General features: G+C 28.9%; 16 protein-coding genes. 13 read left to right on the top strand and 3 right to left on the bottom strand.

Annotation, left to right across the window (positions count from 1 at the left end; genetic code table 11):
- Position 1: 1 nt before the first annotated feature.
- The gene (locus tag CLCHR_RS10650; RefSeq protein WP_079439719.1) at positions 2-361 is read right to left on the bottom strand and encodes a tetratricopeptide repeat protein; all 360 of its coding nucleotides are present in this window, start codon (positions 359-361) and stop codon (positions 2-4) included.
- A gap of 159 nt (positions 362-520) precedes the next feature.
- Here CLCHR_RS10650 and CLCHR_RS10645 point away from each other — a divergent pair, with 159 nt between their 5' ends.
- From CLCHR_RS10645 to uvsE, 11 genes are all read left to right on the top strand, one after another.
- Positions 521-4,825, top strand: a complete 4,305-nt coding sequence (locus CLCHR_RS10645) for a 2-hydroxyacyl-CoA dehydratase (RefSeq protein WP_079439716.1) — start codon at positions 521-523, stop codon at positions 4,823-4,825.
- Between the two features lie 315 nt (positions 4,826-5,140).
- Positions 5,141-6,181, top strand: a complete 1,041-nt coding sequence (locus tag CLCHR_RS10640) for a phosphodiester glycosidase family protein (protein ID WP_079439714.1) — start codon at positions 5,141-5,143, stop codon at positions 6,179-6,181.
- Positions 6,182-6,273: 92 nt separating this feature from the next.
- Positions 6,274-7,341 (top strand): hypothetical protein, encoded by a 1,068-nt coding sequence (locus CLCHR_RS10635; protein ID WP_079439703.1) that lies wholly within the window; start codon positions 6,274-6,276, stop codon positions 7,339-7,341.
- Between the two features lie 378 nt (positions 7,342-7,719).
- Positions 7,720-9,063: an MATE family efflux transporter gene (locus CLCHR_RS10630; protein WP_079439701.1), complete on the top strand. Its 1,344-nt coding sequence runs from the start codon at positions 7,720-7,722 to the stop codon at positions 9,061-9,063.
- Positions 9,064-9,472: 409 nt separating this feature from the next.
- Positions 9,473-10,534: a methyl-accepting chemotaxis protein gene (locus tag CLCHR_RS10625; protein ID WP_079439699.1), complete on the top strand. Its 1,062-nt coding sequence runs from the start codon at positions 9,473-9,475 to the stop codon at positions 10,532-10,534.
- 63 nt (positions 10,535-10,597) lie between these two features.
- Entirely contained in the window at positions 10,598-11,368 is a 771-nt protein-coding gene (locus tag CLCHR_RS10620) for a hypothetical protein (RefSeq protein WP_079439697.1), read from the top strand.
- Between the two features lie 89 nt (positions 11,369-11,457).
- Positions 11,458-12,318, top strand: coding sequence for a DMT family transporter (locus CLCHR_RS10615; RefSeq protein ID WP_079439694.1), 861 nt, complete (start codon positions 11,458-11,460; stop codon positions 12,316-12,318).
- A 175-nt stretch (positions 12,319-12,493) separates the two neighbouring features.
- Entirely contained in the window at positions 12,494-12,910 is a 417-nt protein-coding gene (locus CLCHR_RS10610; RefSeq protein WP_079439691.1) for a flavodoxin, read from the top strand.
- 22 nt (positions 12,911-12,932) lie between these two features.
- Positions 12,933-13,562 carry a DUF3793 family protein gene (locus CLCHR_RS10605; protein WP_079439690.1) on the top strand — a complete coding sequence of 210 codons (630 nt, stop codon included), beginning with the start codon at positions 12,933-12,935 and terminating at the stop codon, positions 13,560-13,562.
- 518 nt (positions 13,563-14,080) lie between these two features.
- Complete coding sequence (locus CLCHR_RS10600; protein WP_079439689.1) at positions 14,081-14,617, top strand: NUDIX hydrolase; 537 nt, start codon at positions 14,081-14,083, stop codon at positions 14,615-14,617.
- Positions 14,618-14,901: 284 nt separating this feature from the next.
- Positions 14,902-15,864, top strand: a complete 963-nt coding sequence (gene uvsE / locus CLCHR_RS10595; protein ID WP_079439688.1) for a UV DNA damage repair endonuclease UvsE — start codon at positions 14,902-14,904, stop codon at positions 15,862-15,864.
- Positions 15,865-16,022: 158 nt separating this feature from the next.
- Here uvsE and CLCHR_RS10590 read toward each other — a convergent pair whose 3' ends face one another.
- Entirely contained in the window at positions 16,023-17,204 is a 1,182-nt protein-coding gene (locus CLCHR_RS10590; RefSeq protein ID WP_079439687.1) for an AI-2E family transporter, read from the bottom strand.
- A gap of 303 nt (positions 17,205-17,507) precedes the next feature.
- Here CLCHR_RS10590 and CLCHR_RS10585 point away from each other — a divergent pair, with 303 nt between their 5' ends.
- Positions 17,508-18,068, top strand: coding sequence for a hypothetical protein (locus tag CLCHR_RS10585; RefSeq protein WP_139376224.1), 561 nt, complete (start codon positions 17,508-17,510; stop codon positions 18,066-18,068).
- Between the two features lie 104 nt (positions 18,069-18,172).
- Here the strand turns inward: CLCHR_RS10585 and ppx are convergent, their stop codons facing one another.
- On the bottom strand, positions 18,173-19,681 hold the full coding sequence (gene ppx / locus CLCHR_RS10580) for an exopolyphosphatase (protein ID WP_079439685.1): 1,509 nt from the start codon (positions 19,679-19,681) through the stop codon (positions 18,173-18,175).
- A 203-nt stretch (positions 19,682-19,884) separates the two neighbouring features.
- Between ppx and CLCHR_RS10575 the strand changes: the two genes are divergently transcribed.
- Entirely contained in the window at positions 19,885-21,942 is a 2,058-nt protein-coding gene (locus tag CLCHR_RS10575; RefSeq protein WP_079439684.1) for an RNA degradosome polyphosphate kinase, read from the top strand.
- Positions 21,943-22,131: the final 189 nt, after the last annotated feature.

The raw sequence follows: 22,131 nt of genomic DNA, 5'->3' as shown, positions 1-22,131 counted from the left end.
CTTACGTTGCTGTCTTATATAATTTTGAAATTATAAGATTAATTGCTTTCTCACAGTCTTTATCATTGGGGTCTATTGACCAAGCTAAATTAAAGTGCCTCAAGGCTGTGTCAAGGCATTCCTTCATAACATAGCAGTACCCAAGATTAAAGAAATATTTACTTTCACGTTTGATAGAAATTGCTTTATTTAACATTAATATTGCATCGTCAAAATTTTTTAATTTAATAAAACAAACGCCGCAATTATAAAATGAACAAGCCGAATTTAGATTTTGAGATGCAGATTTTTTATAACAATCTATAGCTCTTTCATAATCTTTAGAATTATAATATTTGTTGCCTTCATTGAAATAATTCATTTGTGACCTCCAAAAATAAAAATGTAAATATTACCTTAAACATTTTATAATTATTGACAAAACTTTAAATTAGTATACATATGGAATAATTTATAAATATTTTAAATTTATAGCATTGTATTATACATTGCAAAAAACAGAGTAGGTGAATAATAAAACATGATAAATTATAGAATTGGTTTAGATATTGGATCAACAACTGTAAAGTTAGCAGTTCTTAATAGTGATAATATTTTAATATATAATGAATATAAGAGACATTTTTCGGATATAAGAAGTACAATAATTGATTTAATAAATGAATGTTATAAGGAATTAGGGGACATTAATTGTAAAATTAACATTACAGGCTCAGGGGGATTATCAGTATCCAAATGGTTGAATCTTGGATTTGTGCAAGAAGTAATTGCATGTTCAAAAACAGTTGAAACGATAATTCCTCAGACTGATGTTGTGATTGAACTTGGTGGTGAAGATGCTAAAATTACATACTTTAAAGGTGGAATAGAGCAAAGAATGAATGGAAGCTGCGCAGGAGGAACTGGAGCTTTCATAGATCAAATGTCAATACTATTAAATACAGATGCAATGGGATTAAACGAGTATGCTAAGGAATATAAAGTATTGTATCCAATAGCATCAAGATGTGGTGTTTTTGCTAAAACGGATGTACAACCATTAATTAATGAAGGAGCCAAGAAGAGCGATATTGCTGCGTCTATTTTTCAAGCGGTAGTAAATCAAACAATTGGGGGACTTGCGTGTGGTAAGCCTATTAGAGGTAATGTAGCGTTTCTTGGGGGACCATTATTCTTCTTATCGGAGCTTAGACAGAGGTTTATTGAAACATTAAATTTAAAAGATGGACAAATTATTGCTCCTGAAAATTCTCAACTTTTTGTTGCCATGGGCGCTGCATTATTGTCAGAAAAGGAAAAAATAACATCTCTAAGAAAGATTGTTGAGAAGATTTCAGATATATCAAGTATAAAAGATGATACAGAGCCAAGACTAGAACCATTATTTAAGAATGAAGAGGATTATATAAAATTTAAAGATAGACACGATAAGAATGTCGTAAAAAGATTAGATATCAAAGAATACAAAGGAAGAGCATTTTTAGGCATAGATGCAGGTTCGACAACAACTAAAGTTGCACTTATAAGTGAAAATTCAGAACTTTTATACTCCTATTATGGAAGTAATGAGGGAAAACCTTTAAAGAAAGTAGTAGAAATTATAAAAGATTTATATAAAAAGATTCCTGAGAGTGTAGAGATTATGAATTCGGCTGTTACTGGCTATGGAGAAGCTCTGATTAAAGCAGCTCTTCATATAGACATAGGAGAAATAGAAACGATTGCTCATTACAAAGCATCGGACTATTTCCTGCCAGGAGTTGATTTCATTTTAGATATTGGTGGACAAGATATGAAATGTCTGAAAATCAAAAATGGAGCTATAGATAGCATTCTTTTAAATGAAGCATGTTCTTCTGGGTGCGGATCATTTATTGAAAGTTTTGCTAAATCTTTAGATATGAAGGTAGAGAATTTTGCAAAAGAAGCTTTATTTTCAAAAGCTCCAGTTGACCTTGGTTCAAGATGTACAGTGTTTATGAACTCAAGAGTTAAGCAATCCCAGAAGGAGGGAGCTGAAGTTTCGGACATTTCAGCAGGACTTTCGTATTCAGTAATAAAAAATGCTTTATTTAAAGTAATAAAATTAAGAGATGAAAAAGATATTGGTGAAAAGGTAATAGTACAAGGTGGAACTTTCTATAATGAAGCTGTACTTAGAAGTTTTGAACTTATCTCTGGCAGGGAAGCTGTCAGACCAGATATAGCAGGTCTTATGGGTGCTTTTGGATGTGCGCTTATAGCAAAAGAAAGATATGTTGAAGGTACAAAATCAAGTTTATTACCTAGAAATAGAGTGGATGAATTCGAAATGACAACCTCATTTAGAAGATGTGGTAAATGCGGAAATAATTGTCTGCTTACTATAAATCAATTCTCTATGGAAGAAGAATATATTTCAGGGAATAGATGTGAAAGAGGTCTAGGAATAGAAAGGCCTAAGGAGAATAAATTACCAAATTTATATGAATATAAGTATAAAAGAACTTTTAATTATAAGCCTCTTAAAGAGGAAGAAGCAAAGCGTGGTGCAATTGGAATTCCAAGAGTACTAAATATGTATGAAAACTATCCATTTTGGTTTACACTGCTAACTAATTTAGGCTTTAGTGTAAAATTATCAGCTGCTTCAAGTAAAAAAATATATGAACTTGGAATAGAGACAATTCCATCTGAATCAGCTTGTTATCCAGCTAAACTTGCGCATGGGCATATAATGAATTTAATAAATAGAGGGATTAAAACCATTTTTTATCCATGCATATCATATGAAAAAAGTGAATTTAAAGATGCTCAGAATAATTACAATTGTCCCATGGTAACTTCATATCCTGAGGCTATTAAAAATAATATGGATGAGCTGAAATTAAATAATATTAATTTTATTGAACCGTTTTTATCTTTGGATAACGATAAGGAACTTTCTAAACGTATTGTAGACGAATTTAAGATGTTTAATGTTACATTGCAGGAGGCAAAAGCTGCTATAAAAGCAGCAAGCTTGGAAAGAGAAACTTACAAGAGGGACATACAGAGAAAAGGTGAAGAAGTAATAGACTATTTGAGAAATAATAATAAAAAGGGAATAGTTCTATGTGGAAGACCTTATCATGTAGATCCGGAAATAAATCATGGAATTCCTGATATTATAAGTTCCTTTGATATGGCAGTATTAACAGAAGATAGTATATCACACTTAGGTGTGCTAAAGGATAAATTAAGAGTTGTTGATCAGTGGATGTATCATTCAAGATTGTATAGAGCAGCAGCATTTGTCGCAGAGGAGCCTTGTGTAGATATTATTCAACTAAACTCTTTTGGTTGTGGATTAGATGCTGTTACTACAGATCAAGTTTCAGAAATAATATCATCTAGAGGAAAGATATATACTGTTCTTAAAATAGATGAAGGTAATAATTTAGGAGCGGCTAAAATAAGGATTAGATCATTAAAAGCCGCTATGGATGAAAGAGAAAGAAAGAATTATAAACCTGTTGAAGAAAAAATAGTTTATAAAAATCCAGTATTTACACCAGAAATGAGAAAAAAACATACAATATTAGCTCCGCAAATGTCACCGATACATTTTGAGCTAGTCGAAACCGCGGTAAGAGCAGCAGGATATAATATCGAAGTACTGCCATCAATGGATATGAAAGCGGTTGACGAGGGATTAAAATATGTTAACAATGATGCTTGTTACCCTTCGATAATAGTAGTAGGACAAATGATTGAAGCGTTAAAATCAGGTAAATATGATTTGAATAATACTTCAGTTATTATTACTCAAACCGGGGGTGGGTGTAGAGCGACTAACTATATTGGCTTTTTAAAGATGGCATTAAAACATGCAGGATTTGAGCAGGTTCCAATTATATCCTTAAATGCGGTTGGTCTTGAACAACAACCAGGTTTTAAAATTACTACGAAGCTTCTTAATAAAGCAATAATGGCACTTGTTTATGGGGACTTATTTATGAGGGTTTTGTATAGAACTAGACCATATGAAAAAGTTAAAGGTTCTGCAAATGAACTCCATGCAAAATGGAATGAGAAGGTAAAGGTTAATTTAATCAATGGAAGCAAGAGAGAATTTAATAATAATATAAAAGAGATTATTAAGGATTTTGATACGTTGCCATTACTAAATATTAATAAACCTAGAGTTGGAGTTGTTGGGGAGATATTAGTTAAATTTCATCCTACAGCAAATAACGATATAGTAGGAATATTAGAAAATGAAGGAGCGGAAGCTGTTGTACCTGATCTTTTAGATTTCTTCTTCTATTCAACTTTTGATGCTGATTTTAAAGCTAGATATCTTGCAGGAAGTAAAATTACACAACATTTGTGCAATTTAGCGATTATGTATATGGAGAGTTATAGAAATACTATGAAAAAATCTTTAGAAAAGAGCAGCAGATTTTATAAACCTAAGCATATAAAAGAATTAGCTGATATGGCATCTCCTATATTATCTTTGGGAAATCAGACAGGAGAAGGCTGGTTCTTAACTGCTGAGATGATAGAATTAATAGAAAGTGGAGCGAGCAATATTGTTTGCCTTCAACCATTCGCATGTTTACCAAACCATGTGACTGGAAAAGGAATGATTAAGACTTTAAAAGAAAGATATCCAAGCTCAAATATTGTAGCAATTGATTATGATCCAGGATCTTCAAATGTAAATCAGTTGAATAGAATTAAGCTGATGTTATCAGTAGCATTTAAAAATTTAGAAGATCAAGTTAAAACATATATGAAAAAGCAAGAGAAGGTAGAAGAACAAGGAGTACCTAATGAAGTAGGACTAACATTAGAATAAAATAAATAAGATTCAGTTTATACTGCATAATATTGCTGTAGGTATTTCGCAGGTCTATTTTGTACTATTTTTACTAAATCAAGTTGTTATTGGGATAGTGAAAGAATGGACAAAATATTTCTGAGAAAGACCCACAGCTATTTTTTTAAGTTATAATTCACTTGATTTAAGACGTAAATTTAAAAAAATATAAGTTATTTACATAATTTTAGCAAATAGGTTATAAACTTATTGTAAAAGTATATTTATCAGTGTATTGTATATGTATTGATAATTTGCAAAAAGGTAGATGGGTAGAAAATTAGGAGGTAATAGATGAGCACGCAAAGTAATCATCCAGAAGAAGAAAAACTAAATGAAAAGAAATTTAGACCAGTAGTATTTTTGATGGCAATAATATATATTGCTGTATTTTTAGGAATAACAACTCCTCTTATGTTACTTTGGGGGCCATATGAAAATACAAGGAAAGTGGTTATATCAACTGTTCTTGGAACAAGACATTCATACCTGGTAACTGATTTTTTGTCTCAAGATGCTATAAATAATATTCTAGGAGTAAATAATACTGTTAACGAGGTAACAGAGAATGTTGCTGAAAAAAGCGAAACAGATCTTAATAAAATAAGAGTTAAGTACACTAGTGGAAATGAAATCACTAGGTACGATATACATACAGATAGATATAATGGATATGTTTTAGAAATAAAAAACCCGCTTGGTGTTAAAGTTGCAATGACAAAGTACCTAGGAAAAATAGGACAAAAGACGAGCGAAATGGCCGAGGAACATAATGCAATTGCTGCTATTAATGGGGGAGCTTTTGTAGATGAGTCGTCAGACGGAACTCTTTATGCAGGAACAGGGGCAGAACCAGGGGGATTTGTAATTTCAGATGGTAAAGTTATATATCCAAAGACTAATGTAAAGAAAGATAATGTTGAAAATGTAATTGCTTTTACAAAAGGAGGTCAATTGATTGTTGGCGACCATACATTAGAAGAATTACAGAAACTAGATGTAAAAGAAGCAATGTGCTTTAGACGTCCAAATATTATAATTAATGGTAAGCCACAAGTAAAGGATAAAATGTCTGATGGGCTAAATCCGAGAACTGCCGTTGGTCAAAAAGAAGATGGAACAGTAATCTTTTTGGTTATTGATGGTAGAAAAATAACAGCACCTGGTGCAAGCATTTATGATGTACAACAAATAATGTTAGATAGAGGAGCAATCAATGCAGGGGCACTTGATGGCGGATATTCATCAACAATGTATTATAAAGATGAAGTAATAAATTCTCCTAATGCATGGGATGGAGAGAGATCAGTTGCAACAGCATTTTACGTTGAATAAAAGAAAATACTTAAAGCTTGTAATTGATATTTTTGTCTATCAAATTAAGATAAGGCTTAGGTAGGAATATTTTTGAAGGAAAGGATAAAGCAATGAAAAACCTAATTAGGATTTTAATATGGACATTTGTGGCGATATTAATTCAACAAAGTATCTTTATGTACGTAGAGAATATATACTTAGCTTCAGATGTAAAGATAGAAGCTCAAAAAGTTGAAGAGAAGAAAGAAGCTCCAAAAGAAAAGAAACAAAATGAAATTCACTTAAAAGATGGAGTGGAACAAATTTCAGTGTCATCTGATGGGAGATTTGTTGCTTACTTAGAGAATAAAAAACTTAAGGTATTGGATAGTAATGATAATAGTGAGAAAGAATTTGAAAGTGAAAGTAATGGGGAAGTTGCATTCTATAAATGGTTAACAAATGAGAATAGCATAATTGTTATTCAAAAGGTCCAAAAGGATGGAGATTTATATTTTGAACCAGTATCATTCAATGCAAAAAAAGGTGAGACAAGGCAACTTACAGATTTCAATTTAAATGAATTAAAAATAGATATAAGAAATAATAGTGAAGTAATTGATAATGTTGTGTTTTCAACGGCTACCCATACTCTTTATATAAAAGTTAAGAAAATAAGCGGCAAAAGTGATCTTTACTATGCAAATGTAATGAATCAATTAGAAAAAGTTAGATCAAATAAGCAGATTGGAAATATTGTTGTACCGACTACAAGTACAAATGCAGTAATGGAAATGGGAGATGGAGCAACTATATTAAATAATCCTGATAATATAGAAATACCTAATGTTGAAGTTACCAGAATATTGGGAAGTGATATTAATGATAATGTATATTTTGGTGAAGAATCTGATGGGAAAATTGCTAAGATATATTATACTACTTTAAATAATGAAAAAATAAAGTGGAACACATTAACCTTACAAAAACCAGTGAATAGAGACGATATTATAATAGATTATTCTGGCAAAGTCTATGTAAATGATAAAACTGCAAGTAGCGTTTTGGAGCTTTATAGCAAAAAAACGATTAAATACGAAGGTGAACTATTGCAGTCATACTCCAAAGGTATTTTTTCAAAAGATAATGGTAAATTGATAAAAAATGAGCTCCAAGAAAATAGAATCTCAATAAAATAGTATTGCTGAAATAATTACAATAGTGTTATATTCATAGGAAGCTTTCAGTACAATTTAATAGATTAACACTAATGTACAGGAGATTTTTATTTGTTATTCAATCCATATTTGGAATTTTACAAATGAAAATCTCCTAATATTTAATAATGAAATTACTGGGGGGTAAGCAATACAACCTTATTCTTTCTTCAATATTAATTTTTATACTTAATAAAAAAGTAAATTATTCGGAATTTTAAAATAATCTGTATTTATGCACACTATATTCCAAATTATATGATATAATAATTAATGGAAATGATGTTAACGTGAACAAAGGAGACTACTGGATACTAATGCTTATGTAAGCTAAGTAGTAGAAAGGGATGAATGGGAATAATGGTAATAAGAAAGAATGTATTAAAGTTAGCTATACCAATAATGGTAGAGCAGACTTTTGTTATGCTGCTAGGTGTTTGTAATACTATGATGGCAGGGCATATTAGTGAGGAAGCTGTATCTGCTATAGGGATGGTAGATTCAATAAATATGTTGTTTATTTCTTTTTTTGCAGCTTTATCGGTTGGAGCGACTGTAGTAGTAGCGCAACAAATTGGACAAGGTCAAACTAAGAGAGCGAATGAAACTGCGAAGCAAGCTATAATATCAGGGATTATCGTATCTGTACTGATAACTTTGCTTCTATGGATTTTACGGATTCCATTAATAAATTCTCTTTATGGTTCCGCTGAAGAATTAGTAAAATTAGATGCAAAATTATATATTGAATTCACTTTATTAACATATCCATTTATTGCTATTGAGCAAATTGCAAATGGTATACTCAGAGGGACAGGAGATACGAAAACTCCAATGAGTATTACAATGTTTATGAATGTTATTAATATAATATTAGGATATATTTTAATATTTGGGATTAATATTATCAATATACCTTCTCTTGGAATAATGGGGGCTGCAATAGCCATAGCTATTGCTAGAACTATTGGAACTGTAGTTATTGTGATAGTTTTATTTAGAGGAAGCAAAAATATAAAAATTAAGAGGTTATTTCCTTTTAAGTTTGACATGAAGATACAGAAGGAAATTTTTAATATTGGAATACCAGCAGGTATGGAACAAGTGATTTTTCAAACTGGTAAATTAATTGTCCAAGTCTTTATAGTTACAATGGGGACAGCATCAATTGCAGCAAATGCAATAGGAATGTCTATTTCTCAAATAATTAATGTACCAGGGAATGCATTTTGTTTGGCTGCAACTACTTTAGTTGGTCAATATGTTGGAAGAAATGATATTGAAGGTGCAAAAAGTACTTTGATTTATTTGACTAAGTTTGCAACTATTTGCCTAGTTTCTGTAGGTTTTCTTTTTGTTCCAATATCAGAATGGGTAGCAAGTTTTTATACCAGCGATCCAGAAGTAATACGGCTCACGGCATTATTACTTAAGAGCAATAGTATAGCGCTTGTTGCATGGGCTGTGTCATTCGTACTTTCGTCAGGATTAAAAGGAGCTGGTGATACTAGATACACTATGGTAACAGCATTTGTTGGCATGTGGGTGTTTAGAATCGGATTTGGATATGTTTTGGGAATTGTATGTAGAATCGGAGTTTTGGGGATATGGATTGCTATGTATATAGATTGGATTGTCCGCGGATCAATGTATTCTATAAGATTAAGCGGTATTAAATGGCTAAGACACAGGCTTACGTATTAGTAAATAAACTTTAGATTCTAAAAGGCAAAGTTTCAATAAATTCATAGACCTTTTAAATATTCTTATTTAATGTATATATAAATTTTAATTCACATCTAATAACGAAGCAAGGTATCTATAAATTTTAGATACCTTTTTTGTATAATATATTATATTTACTATTTAAACACTTGCAAAAATAAGATATAATTAGGTAAAATGATAAATTTTAGTAATAAAGTTGAAAAATTGTAAAGTGAAATTTATTATTTAAATGATTATTTTGTGGGTTTATATTAATAAAAATTTGCTAGTGTCAGATAATCCTATATTTAATATTAAAAGGGGAGAGTTGATAAAAAATAGAGGAAAGAATTACTTAGTATAATGAAACAAGATAATTGTAAAAAACAAGAGGGGAATGAAGAAAATGACAAAAAAAATTGTAAACATTATTGTGATAGCAATAATAATAATGATTAGCACCATATTGCCGATAATTTTAGAGTTGTCTATAATGAGTGCTGTAGTAACAGCATTGATAGCAGTTATTATAGCAGCAGTATATCTAGCTATATTAGGTAATTCTGAAAAAGATAAAACTAATAATTTAGGATATAATGAAATGCCTATAGAAACAACCATATCATCTCAAAGCTCACAAGAGGAACTAGCTATAGATATGGACAATGTTGTAAATAGTAAAGAAAAAGAAGAAATCTTGCAATTAGCAAAATTTCAAGAGGAGACTGTGGAAAATTTAAATAATATAATTAACAAAATGATTGACAAATCAGATGAAATGAAGAAGGATATTCACAAATCAACTAAATTAGATGAAATTGAAAACGATGACACTGTTAAACTTGGAGAAGCGCTAGCTAAGACTATGTATTTTACAAGTGTAGGTTCTGAAAGTATGGGGAATATGGATGAGTCTATGAAAAAGATATATGATGCTAACAGATTATTGGATAAATCAGTACAGGTTGCAAACAGTTCAACTAAAGAAGCAATTGATATAATTCATCTAATAGGAAATATTGCAAATCAAACGAATTTATTAGCGTTAAATGCAGCTATAGAAGCAGCGAGAGCAGGGGAAGCTGGTAAAGGCTTTTCAGTAGTAGCATCTGAAATTAGGAAGTTAGCAGATGATGTTAAAACAGCTGTAAATAGTGTTGATGGTATAATAAATGATATAACAAAAGCTATAAACAAGACTACTGAAAATGCAAGAGAAGGTGGACAACTAATAGAGGAAAGTATAAATACGGTAAAGACTGCAGAAGATATATTTAAGCAAATAGTTACAGAAGTAAGCGAAATTGATTCTCATGCAAATGTTATATCGGAACTAAGTGTAAGATATGAAAAAGTAAAGGCTACAGCATTAGAAATGTCAGAAGTACAAAATCAATCACTTAGCTCTTTATCAGAAACTGCAAAAAAATTATTACAAACTACAAAATCAATAAAGAATAAAATCTAAAGAAAATTGATATAATTAAAGCATACTATATAAATTATCTATGGTTAAAAAGGGGAAAAATTTATGAATAAAGGTAAAAAGACTATAATTGGTACGGGAGTTATTGTTGGAACTATGGCAGCAATAAGCAGTGTTATTGCTGTAAGTAAAAAGTTAAAGAAAAACAAAGAGCAAAGTTTTTTAGAAAGTATAGAATATACAACAGGTAAAGTTAGAAACTTTGGGACATTATATTTAGATAATGAGAAACAGAAAAGGCCAAAAGATTTTATAGAATTTAAAGATATCCCTGAGTACAAAGGACAAAAAATCAAAATAAACGATACTGATAAAAATGAAGAATATATGTTAACATGGGTAGAAGTGAACGACGATAATAAAAAACTTTTAATATGTGATCGGAATATATTAAAAGGCATGTCCTGGAATGAATTAAATGAGCAAAATTTAATTTTTGGTAAAGTTGTAATAATTGAAGGCAAAAAATATATTCTAAGGCTATTAACCGGATATAGTGAAAAGAAAAATTACAAAGCGAATGAATGGGATAAATATATTGTAAATACAGATAAAATTGATAGTTTGCCGATATGTAAGGATTGTGATATGACAAATAGTACGAAGCAGCAAGATGAAAAACAAAAATTAAATGGAGATAGTAATAAGTTGTGGAATTGGTACAATTTTTCTAGCTTTACTCAAAGTGAAGGCTTAAGGCGTGAAAAATTCTGCATAATAAGAGGATTCTATTCAATAACATACTCTAACCAATCAATTAAGGACTTAAAATACGAAACCGTTGGGTATAGACCAGTTTTAGAATTGATTGAATAAAAATATTATTAGCGTATAAGCAGTTGTATAAATGCTTATACGCTTTTATAATAAGAAAAAATAAATAATTTTATAAAAAGGAGAAGAACATGAGACTAAATAATTTCAGTGATAGAAATAAAGGAATATTATTTATTATAGCATCGGCTTTTGGATTTGCAATGATGGCTGCATTCGTTAAAATATCAGGGGATTTACCATCATTTCAAAAAACTTTTTTTAGAAATATAGTGTCAGCTACAGTAGCATTTATAATTTTATTTAGGCATAAGGGTAATTACTTTGGAAAAAGAGAGAATCAGAAAAAATTAATACTAAGATCAGCACTTGGAACTCTAGGGATAGTATTTAATTTTTATTCCATAGATAAATTAGTATTATCAGATGCAAACATGCTAAATAAACTTAGTCCGTTTTTTGTGATCATTTTTTCTGGATTATTTTTAAAAGAAAAAGTAAATTCAAAGCAGGTTATAGCTATAGCAATTGCTTTTATAGGAACATTATTTGTAATCAAACCATCATTTAATTTGGAGATGATCCCAGCAATAATTGGAGTACTGGGGGGAATATTTGCAGCGGCAGCATATACATGTGTCAGGGATTTAGGTGGAAAAGAAAATACGGAGACAATTGTTTTTTATTTTTCATTTTTTTCAAGTGTTATTATACTTCCGTTTATGATTATTTCATATAAACCAATGAATTTTATTCAATTTATTTACTTACTTTTAGCAGGAATTTTTGCTAGTATTGGTCAATTTGGAATAACTTTAGCTTATAAATACGCACCTGCTAAAGAAATTTCAATTTTTGATTATACAAATATAGTTTTTTCAGCAATAATAAGTGTATTTTTATTTGGAACTCTTCCGGATTATCTGAGTGTTATTGGGTATATGATTATATTCTTAGCTTCACTTTATATATTTATATTTAATAAAGGCTAGATTATTGAAGGCATAGAATTAATATAGCAATACATATAAAACTAGGTTAAAAATATATTGAAAGGTATATTATATAAAATTTTATAAATAAAACTTGACAAAAGTGGTTATATATTATATTATCTAATTGAGAATGATTTTCAAAATTATTTAAAGGTAACAAGGAGGAACTAAAATGAAGATTGTATATTGGTCAGGAACTGGAAATACAGAAAAAATGGCTCAGTTAATTGGAAAAGGAATAACTGAAGGGGGAAAAGAAGCGGAAGTTATAAATGTTTCTGATGTAAATGTAAATGAGTTATTAAGTGAAGATATACTTGTTTTAGGATGTTCAGCTATGGGCGATGAGGTATTAGAAGAATCTGAATTCGAACCATTTGTAGAAGAGATTTCAACCCAAATATCTGGAAAGAAAGTAGCGCTTTTTGGATCTTATGGCTGGGGAGATGGACAATGGATGAGAGACTTTGAAGAAAGAATGATAGGTTATGGTTGTAGCATAATCGGAGACCCATTAATTGTTCAAAATGAGCCAGATGACAATGAACAAGAGTGCATAGATTTTGGTAAAAAAATAGCGCAAATATAAGCAAGTTCGGTGGTGATATAGAATGAAATATCTAGATTTTTACAAAAGATTAGATTCAATGAAAAACAAGGAGTATATCGAGAATTTTTTAGTGTACAATTCGTCTCTAGTAATCGCTGGAGTTAAGCCGGCGGTAACAGTAACAATGAAAAAAAGTAATAGAAAATTACACAACAGCTGGACAAGTTATGGAAAGTCTTTTCTTAAAAATATAAATTTAAAGTTTATAGAATTAAGAGAAAGTGATAGTTCTATTATAGTGATGATTTACGATGAAAGTATATTGGAGAAAGAATTAAACAGAAAAACACATATAGAGTTTTTAGTTAATATGGGATACCCCTTCGAGATTAAAATAAATGAATATGTTAATACATTAAAGTATAGATATGATCAATATCACTGCCCTCACGAACTTGGATTATTCCTTGGAATACCTTTTGAAGATGTTAAAGATTTTATGGAATGTACTACTAAGCAATGCCTATTATGCGGATACTGGAAAGTATACAATGATAGTAATAAAGCAAAAATAATCTTTAATAAATATGATAAAGTTAAAGAATATGCCATAAAAAATATGCTTGAAGGGAATTCATCGCGTGACCTCGCTTTAAGTATAAAAAACTCCTTTTATATTAATGCTATTTAGTTAGCAAATAGATAATTAAAAATTGTTATATAGTTAAGTTTTTATAAGAATATGAATACAAAATTATTCTTGGTTTTACACACTACCATGAATAAATGTGATAATTAACCACCATAGTGATTTATTTAATGCCCACACACCATTAAATAATGTAATAGACCATGATATATACTTATAATGTCCACACCATTATAAGTATGAAAATAATAAAACAAACGAATTTTTTATTAGATAGTACATTTCATAAAATTTATATAAGAACTGCAAGGTTTACACACGCCTTGTGGTTTTTTATTTTTACATTAATGTACAATTATAGTATAATCTATATTATATAAAATTAAATTATGTAATAACTTATATTAGGATATTTTTTAACTTTGGAGTTAAAATATCATTAATAAGCTAAAATAAAACGAATAGTATTTAATTCTGAATATTTATATAAAGCTAAATATCAAATTGAATTTATGAATTTAGATTGGGAGTTTGAAAGAATAAGGATGTGAGAATATAATATGCTATTTAATAAACTTTTCGAGATAGATAAGGTTAGTGATTCAATTGGAAGTGTAAATTTTAGAGAAGCAGTAAGAGGAATCATAATACGAGATAACAAAATATTAATGGTACATTCGAAAAATAAAGACTACAAGTTTCCAGGTGGTGGAATGAAAAAAGAGGAAAAACATGAAGAAGCATTAAAAAGAGAAGTGGAAGAAGAGACAGGTTATATTTGCAATAGAATAAATGGGCAAATTGGTATTGTAACTGAAAGAAGTAGGGATAAATATGTAAATGATAGAATTTTTAAAATGATTTCTTATTATTATTTTGCAGAAGTATCTAATGTAAGAAAATCACAAAAGTTAGATCCTTATGAAGCAAAGTTAGGATTTAAGCCAGAATGGGTAGAAATAGTGGATGCCATAAATAATAATGAAAAGATAATTGAATCAGGAGATAAACATATTGCAAATTGGATATTTAGAGAAACTTACGTATTAAAAGAAATACAAAATCATATTAATGAAATATACCAACATAAGGAATAATATTTTGTTAATACTTTATTAAATAAGTTAGTAATTAATAATACTCAAGGATATATTAACAAAAGTGAAGAAAATGTTTACAAGAAGCTTGGCTCAAGTTATAATTAAGAAGAAGTAGTTAAAAGTGAATATTTTAAGTAGAATATAATAATAGCATTTAATAGCTTTTAATATATCTTCAAAACAATTAATCTCTTTACATAATAAAAAAACTCCTTTGAGGGGTTTTTTTATTATGTTTTTGGAAAAGTTATATTCAGTAATAACTTTACGAGGAGAAAAAGATGAGAGTAAGACTTGGTTATGTAGCAGTTTCTATGAGGCTAGGAAAGAAGATTACTAGTTCTAGTACAGTAACATTTGCAAATTATAGCAAAATAATTGATGATAAGAATAGATTAGAAAAGCTAAAGAGTATTACTTTATCTAATCTAAATGATTTAGAAAAAATACTCAAATATAATATAGAAAATAATATCCATTTTTATAGAATAACATCTGCACTAATTCCTTTAGTTACACACCCAGAAGTAGGTTACTGGGGCCATAGAGAAATTTTCAAGAAAGATTTTGAGTATATAGGTAAAATAATCAGAGAACATAATATGAGGGTTGATACTCATCCCGATCAATTTAATGTTTTGAATAGTACAAATGATGAAATAGTTAATAATACAGTAAATAATTTGATGAGGCAGGTGGAGTGGTTTCAAGATTTAAATTATCCGAATGGAAAAATGGTTTTGCATGTTGGTGGTTCAGCTGGAGGTAAACAAGCAGGAATAGAAAGGTTTATAGCAAATTTTAATAAGTCTCCTAAAGAAATAACTTCAAAACTAATAATTGAAAATGATGATAAGACTTATACAGCAAATGAAGTTTTAGATTTATGTAGAATATTAGACATACCAATGGTTTTAGATGTACATCATCATAACTGCAATAATAATGGTGAAAATATAGAGGCGTTGTTGAAAGATATTTTTAACACTTGGGGTAATGAAAGTTTACCACCTAAAATTCATTTCTCTACACCTAGAGAGAATGAAAAAGATAGAAAACATGCAGACTATATTAATGCTAAGGATTTTGTTGGATTTTTAGAAAAAGCTAAAAAAATAGATACAGATATTGATGTAATGCTAGAATGTAAGCAGAAGGACGAAGCATTGTATTTATTAGCTGAAGATATAAAAAAAATTAGGCCACAGTATAAATGGATAGATAATAGCAGCTTTGAAATTTAGTGATTGAAATAGGCGAAAAGTTTATGATTACAATAAAATAATTATTTAGATAAAAATAGATACATGAGTGTAATGCTTCATTTAATTAATTGAAACCATTCGCACATGTATCTATTTTTGAATTTAAATTATTATGGTTATTAATAATTTTTATAAATTTAGAAGTCGCGTTGACTTTGGATATAATTTTCATACCAATTATTAAATAAAACTTTGAAAGAAGCGGCTATTGGAACAGCTAACAGCATACCTAACAGTCCGCCTACATTGCCACCAATTAAAATTGCTAACATTGTAAATACAGCATGTAATCCTACACTATTGCCAACAATTTTAGGAGCTAAAAGATTATTATCTATTTGTTGAACAACTAGCATAGCAATAACAGCGTAAAGTATTTTAATAGGGGTTCCACTAAGAAGTCCCATAATCGCAGCAAGAATAGTACCAACTATTGGACCAACGTAAGGAATCATGTTGCAAATACCAGCAATGATTCCAATAACAAAGGCATAATTTATACCTACAATTGAAAGTGCAATTGCAGATAGGACTCCAACAAAAAATGCTTCTAACAATTGACCTCGTAGATATTTTGCAAATACTTCATGTATTACTCTAAAAATGTATGTAATATTACTTCCAATATTACTTTTCCTAAATACTAAATAGTAAAGTTTATTCCATAAATCCATAAAATACTCAGAATCTTTTAATAGATAGATACTAATTATAAGAGCAATAAAAAAGGTTGCAACACTACTTCCTATAGACATTATGTAGGAAGTCATATTACCAAGATTATTTTCAATATATTTTTGTAAGTTAACAAGTCCATCGGTAATATATGGTTTTACACCATCAATTAATGGGTTATTTAAATTATTTAAAGTTGCCCTTATGGAATCTGTTGAAAAAGAATTATTACTTAAATATAGAGAAATATGCTGAGCCATATTTGTTATAGTTGTGTTATTTGATAATTGACCACCAATCATGAAATAAATTCCAAACAGCAATCCTAAGAAGATACCGATCATTAAAAGGTATGCAAATATGATCGCCAATGTACGCCTTGTAGATGGATTTTGAATTCTAACGAATTTACTTTTTTCTAAAAAATTTTCTATAGTTCTAGTAATAGGATATAAAAGATAAGCAATTACGATCCCTATAAGTAATGGTTTGATTAAGTCAATTGAATAACTCCCAATATTTAATGCTGTTCTGAAGAGTGCACCTATATTAAGAATAAATAAGAATGCTATATAAATTATTACAGCTGTAATTGTTATATAAATAGAGTATTTAAGCAGTTTTTTATCAAATTCAATTTTCATGCTAGTATTATTATCTCCTTGTTATTGTGTAAATTTAAATGATCAATCAAAAATAATGTTGTTCATTTACAACATAAAACTTAATTAAAATATAATTACTAACATTATAACACATTTTTTAGAATATATTAGGTATTTTAAAATTACAATATACTTAAAATTAAGCAAAGCGTTTAGTTAAGAGTATGATATAAAAACTGAGCTTTTATAAACCGAATTAAGGTAATATTACTGAATCAAGTAAAATATATTTAATATGGTAATTATTATCAAGAATAGAGGAGAAGGGTGGAAGAGGAGCTAATGGAGTTTAAAAACATAACCTATAATGATTCAGGCGATAGATCAGTGAATCATAAGAATGAATCTTTGATTGAAACAGAAGTTTATAAAAAACAAGAGAATAAAAAATATGAAGATGAAAAAAAGCTATATTCAAAAGAAGAGGTAAATGAAATATTAAAAGACAGCATAGAAAATATGCTGATAAAATTGGAAAAGGTAATTAATGAAAAATATCAATGTTACAATATCCAAGCTGTATATAATAAAGCAATTAGCAACTGGAACGAGGTATTATGCGATATTAAGTATAATAAAAGTTTTTTGACTTTAAAGCTTTCTAATGATTATATATGTGATAGTGAGAATAAAATTAGTTCGATTTATATTACATTGCTTAGCAATGGAAAAGGAGTTTTTACTGAATGTATACAACGTATTAAGCAAGAATACGAATTCATTAGTCGAGCACTTGCTCATCTGCCTGTAAATGAAACAGAGTTATATTTTAAAGTATGTGAAGAAAGTAAAATTATAGATTGTATTGTTGCAGAGGTCAAAAAAATAATACAAAAGGCATAGATTAAATTTTGGTCTAAATTATATACCTAATGCATAATTATCCTATTTATAACAGGTATCATCCTTATACCTATTATAAATAGGGTAAATGAAAATTGAATTATTTAAAGAGGAACAACCGATAATTTTTTATTAAAATACTTCTTAAAACTTTCATCCATTTCAACAGGTAGACTATCTTTCATATACTTTACACTATCTGCAGGTAATGCTAAATTAAAGTTATCTTTTTCATTTAGGATTACAACCTCAGCTAAGCTATTATAGAAGTATTTGTCAATCTTATGAGCAAGACATAAAATAATTGAAAGTCTTTTACATATTATAATATCATCTTTAGTTAGCAGCGCTCTGTATTCATCTGCTATCTTATAATCAAATTTACCACTTAGGGCAACTGTATATGCAGCCATTAATATTTCTTTATGAGTGAGTCCGGCAATAAAGGAATTAATTATAATATAAAAACTATGTTTATAAGCATGTTTTACTGATATGCTGATGCCAACATCATGTAATTTAGCAGATACTTTTAATAATTTACTTTCTAATTCAAAATACCTTGAATCTGTCTGTTCCAAATGATCGAGTAAAACACGAGACAGATCTTGTATTTTTTCAGCATGTGGAAGATTCAAATCAGTGTTAGTTAAAATATTATTTAATGAAAAATCTAAAATATCTACATTATAAATATTTTCACCTAAGAGTTTTTCATATAGAACACCTTCACGAATTCCGTACTGACTAATTTTTAGAAGTGGGCAATTACAGTAATTCATCAACATAAAAAGAGCAGAAAAAGGAGCAGTAAAAATATCAACTCTTTCTTTAGGGAGTCCTTTTAATTTAGCTTTTTGACTTATATTTAAATCAATAACATAATTATATACTGTTGTAATTTCATCAAATAAAATAAAATAATTATGTAGCAAATCTAAAGGATAGGTAATAAATTTTTTATGAATTTTACCTATAGACCGTGCAGTTCCCCCTATGCCAATCAAAGGTAAACCTTTAGCGCTTTTTAACCAAGGTAATTTATCAAATTCACTGAAAATAAACTTTTTAAATTCTAATATAGTGTCCTTATCAGCAGGTGTATCAAATGGAAAAAGTTTAGTTAAAGGTATTGAGCCTAAAGGTAAACTTATACCATTAATGATATTTCTATTTTTAACCAAAGTTATCTCCATGCTTGAACCACCTATATCAATAAGGAGAGCATTATCAATATCCATGGTGGATTTTACTGTTATATAGCCATAAGCAGATTCTTCTAGCCCGCTTAATATTCTAATATTTAAATTTAATTTGTCTTTTATTAAAGAAATAATTTCATTTCTATTTTTTGCTCGTCTAATTGCTTCTGTGGCCACCGCAATTACTTCTACAACATTGTTCTTTTCACAAAGAATTTTGAAGAATTCTAATGTTACTAATAGCTTTTCGATTCCTTCAATTGATAGATTATTATTTTTATCTAGATATTGTCCTAATCTTGTCATTCTCTTTTCTTCATCAATGATTTTATAAGAATTATTTAAATATATTTCGTAGACTAAAACCCTCATAGAATTAGAACCGATATCAATTACTGCAATGTTTTTCATTTACTCACTCCTAATTAACAAAATGTGACAAAAAAGTTAACTAATAAATAATAATGTGTTAACATAGAATTAACAAAAATGTTAGATTATATTAGTATACTTTTAAATATATTACAATATTCAAAGTGTATTTTAAATACTATTATTACAAATAATTAAAATAAGTTGAAAGAAGATTTAACTTTTGGGTGAGGAGAATTATTATGAATCAAACTTATACATATGATAATCATGAAAATTTTATCAATAGAGAGCTCAGTTGGTTAGAATTTAATCAAAGAGTTTTAGATGAAGCTAAGGACAATACGAATCCTCTTTTAGAAAGGCTTAAATTTTTAGCTATATCTAGTTCAAACCTTGATGAATTTTTTATGGTGAGAATTGGTTCTTTATATAGTCAAATACAGGCAGGATTTGAAGAAAGGGAAGTATCAGGATTAACTCCAAGTGAGCAAATAGAGAGAATCTTAAATAGAGTTAGGAAAATGGTACATGATCAATATAGTACATATGAACATTTGTATGATCATTTAGGATCTAAAAATATAAGAATTTTCACGTATGAAATGTTAAATGAAAAACAACTTGATTTTGTTAAAGATTATTATAGAAATATTGTTTATCCAGTTTTAACTCCTATGGTTATAGATTCAGGAAGGCCATTTCCATTACTATTAAATAAAACGCTAAATATAGGTATAATGTTAAAGGCAAATAAAAGTGATCAAGAAATTTTTGCAACTATTCAAGTTCCATCTGTATTGGAAAGATTAGTGCCTATTCCAGGAGGAGAAGGAGAAAATTTCATTCTCTTAGAAGATGTTATAAAAAATCATTTATGTGAGCTATTTGGGTTTAAGGTTTTGACTACTGCTTGTTATAGGATCACGAAAAATGCAGATTTAAGCTTAAACGAGGAAGGAGCAGAAGATTTACTAGAAACTATTGAAGAATCTCTTAAACAAAGAAGATGGGGATTAGCTGTAAGATTAGAGATTGAAGATACTAGTGATACTAGGATAACAAATAAATTAGAGCAAGAATTTGAGATATCAGACAATCAAATTTTCTCCATAAAAGGACCAATCGATTTAACATTTATTAATAAGTTATATAGTATAAAAGGATATAATGAACTGAAATTTGAACAAATAAAAAGCCTTCCTGTAAAGGAACTACAAGAGTGTGATATATTTCAAGCGATAAGTAAAAAAGATATATTTATTCATCATCCCTATGAAAGTTTCTCATTAGTAGTAAAATTAGTTCAAGAAGCGGCACAGGACGAAAAAGTACTAGCCATAAAGCAAACTTTGTATAGAGTAAGTGGTAACTCTCCTATAATTGAAGCACTTTCAAAAGCAGCAGAAAATGGTAAGCAAGTGACCGTCTTAGTTGAATTAAAGGCTAGGTTTGATGAAGAAAATAATATCCATTGGGCGAGACAGCTAGAAAAAGCCGGATGCCACGTGATCTATGGAGTTATTGGACTTAAAACTCATAGTAAAATATTATTAATTGTTAGGCAGGAAAAGAAAGGAATAAAAAGATATGTTCATTTAGGAACTGGTAACTATAATGATGTAACAGCAAAATTTTATACAGATATAGGGCTTCTTACTGCAAAACCAGAATATGGAGAGGATGCATCTGTTATCTTTAATATGCTTTCTGGATATTTTAAGCCGGAAAATATGAGTAAAATAACAATTGCTCCATATGGATTGAGAAAAAAATTAGAATATTTAGTTGAAAGAGAAACAGAGCATGCTAAACATGGCAAGCCAGCAAAAATAATCGCAAAAATGAATTCACTAATTGATAAAAAATTAATGATAGCATTATACAAAGCTTCTCAAGCGGGAGTTAAAGTAGAGCTTATAGTCAGAGGAATTTGTTCATTAAGGCCTGGTATTAAAGGATTAAGTGATAATATAACGGTAAGAAGCATAGTAGGAAGGTATTTAGAACATAGTAGGATATATTATTTTCATAATAATGGAAATGAAGAAATTTATATTTCAAGTGCAGATTGGATGTACAGAAATCTAGATAAAAGAGTAGAAACTATGACAATAATTGAAGATCAGCAAATTAAAAAGGAATTAAAAGAAATGCTCAGCTTATATTTAAAAGATAATGTTAAAAGTAGAATTTTAAATTCAGATGGATCGTACACAAAGATAGATTCAGACGGAAGGTCAGTTAATGCGCAAGAAGATATGATAGATCTTTGTAAAAGATTTAATAATAAAATTTAATAAAAAAAATTAGTCCCAATTAAATTATTTAATTGGGACTAATTTTATATAATAATGTAAATATAATTACACTATGGTTTTTTTATGTATCTAATAAATAAGTTATATTTATTAGAAATATTACTATAAAAACCCTTAAGTATGGAAAAAAATAATCGAAAGTAATCATAAGAATATAATTTTGGTTTA

This window comes from Clostridium chromiireducens, from assembly GCF_002029255.1.
Classification (GTDB): Bacteria; Bacillota; Clostridia; order Clostridiales; family Clostridiaceae; genus Clostridium; species Clostridium chromiireducens.
Note: the sequence above shows the minus strand (reverse complement) of the source record. Positions and strands in the feature narration are given on the sequence as shown.

What these genes read in the sequence shown, in the direction of transcription:
- CLCHR_RS10650 (WP_079439719.1), bottom strand. Translation starts at nt 361, where the DNA reads ATGAATTATTTCAATGAAGGCAACAAATATTATAATTCTAAAGATTAT.
- CLCHR_RS10645 (WP_079439716.1), top strand. Translation starts at nt 521, where the DNA reads ATGATAAATTATAGAATTGGTTTAGATATTGGATCAACAACTGTAAAG.
- CLCHR_RS10640 (WP_079439714.1), top strand. Translation starts at nt 5,141, where the DNA reads ATGAGCACGCAAAGTAATCATCCAGAAGAAGAAAAACTAAATGAAAAG.
- CLCHR_RS10635 (WP_079439703.1), top strand. Translation starts at nt 6,274, where the DNA reads ATGAAAAACCTAATTAGGATTTTAATATGGACATTTGTGGCGATATTA.
- CLCHR_RS10630 (WP_079439701.1), top strand. Translation starts at nt 7,720, where the DNA reads ATGGTAATAAGAAAGAATGTATTAAAGTTAGCTATACCAATAATGGTA.
- CLCHR_RS10625 (WP_079439699.1), top strand. Translation starts at nt 9,473, where the DNA reads ATGACAAAAAAAATTGTAAACATTATTGTGATAGCAATAATAATAATG.
- CLCHR_RS10620 (WP_079439697.1), top strand. Translation starts at nt 10,598, where the DNA reads ATGAATAAAGGTAAAAAGACTATAATTGGTACGGGAGTTATTGTTGGA.
- CLCHR_RS10615 (WP_079439694.1), top strand. Translation starts at nt 11,458, where the DNA reads ATGAGACTAAATAATTTCAGTGATAGAAATAAAGGAATATTATTTATT.
- CLCHR_RS10610 (WP_079439691.1), top strand. Translation starts at nt 12,494, where the DNA reads ATGAAGATTGTATATTGGTCAGGAACTGGAAATACAGAAAAAATGGCT.
- CLCHR_RS10605 (WP_079439690.1), top strand. Translation starts at nt 12,933, where the DNA reads ATGAAATATCTAGATTTTTACAAAAGATTAGATTCAATGAAAAACAAG.
- CLCHR_RS10600 (WP_079439689.1), top strand. Translation starts at nt 14,081, where the DNA reads ATGCTATTTAATAAACTTTTCGAGATAGATAAGGTTAGTGATTCAATT.
- uvsE (WP_079439688.1), top strand. Translation starts at nt 14,902, where the DNA reads ATGAGAGTAAGACTTGGTTATGTAGCAGTTTCTATGAGGCTAGGAAAG.
- CLCHR_RS10590 (WP_079439687.1), bottom strand. Translation starts at nt 17,204, where the DNA reads ATGAAAATTGAATTTGATAAAAAACTGCTTAAATACTCTATTTATATA.
- CLCHR_RS10585 (WP_139376224.1), top strand. Translation starts at nt 17,508, where the DNA reads ATGGAGTTTAAAAACATAACCTATAATGATTCAGGCGATAGATCAGTG.
- ppx (WP_079439685.1), bottom strand. Translation starts at nt 19,681, where the DNA reads ATGAAAAACATTGCAGTAATTGATATCGGTTCTAATTCTATGAGGGTT.
- CLCHR_RS10575 (WP_079439684.1), top strand. Translation starts at nt 19,885, where the DNA reads ATGAATCAAACTTATACATATGATAATCATGAAAATTTTATCAATAGA.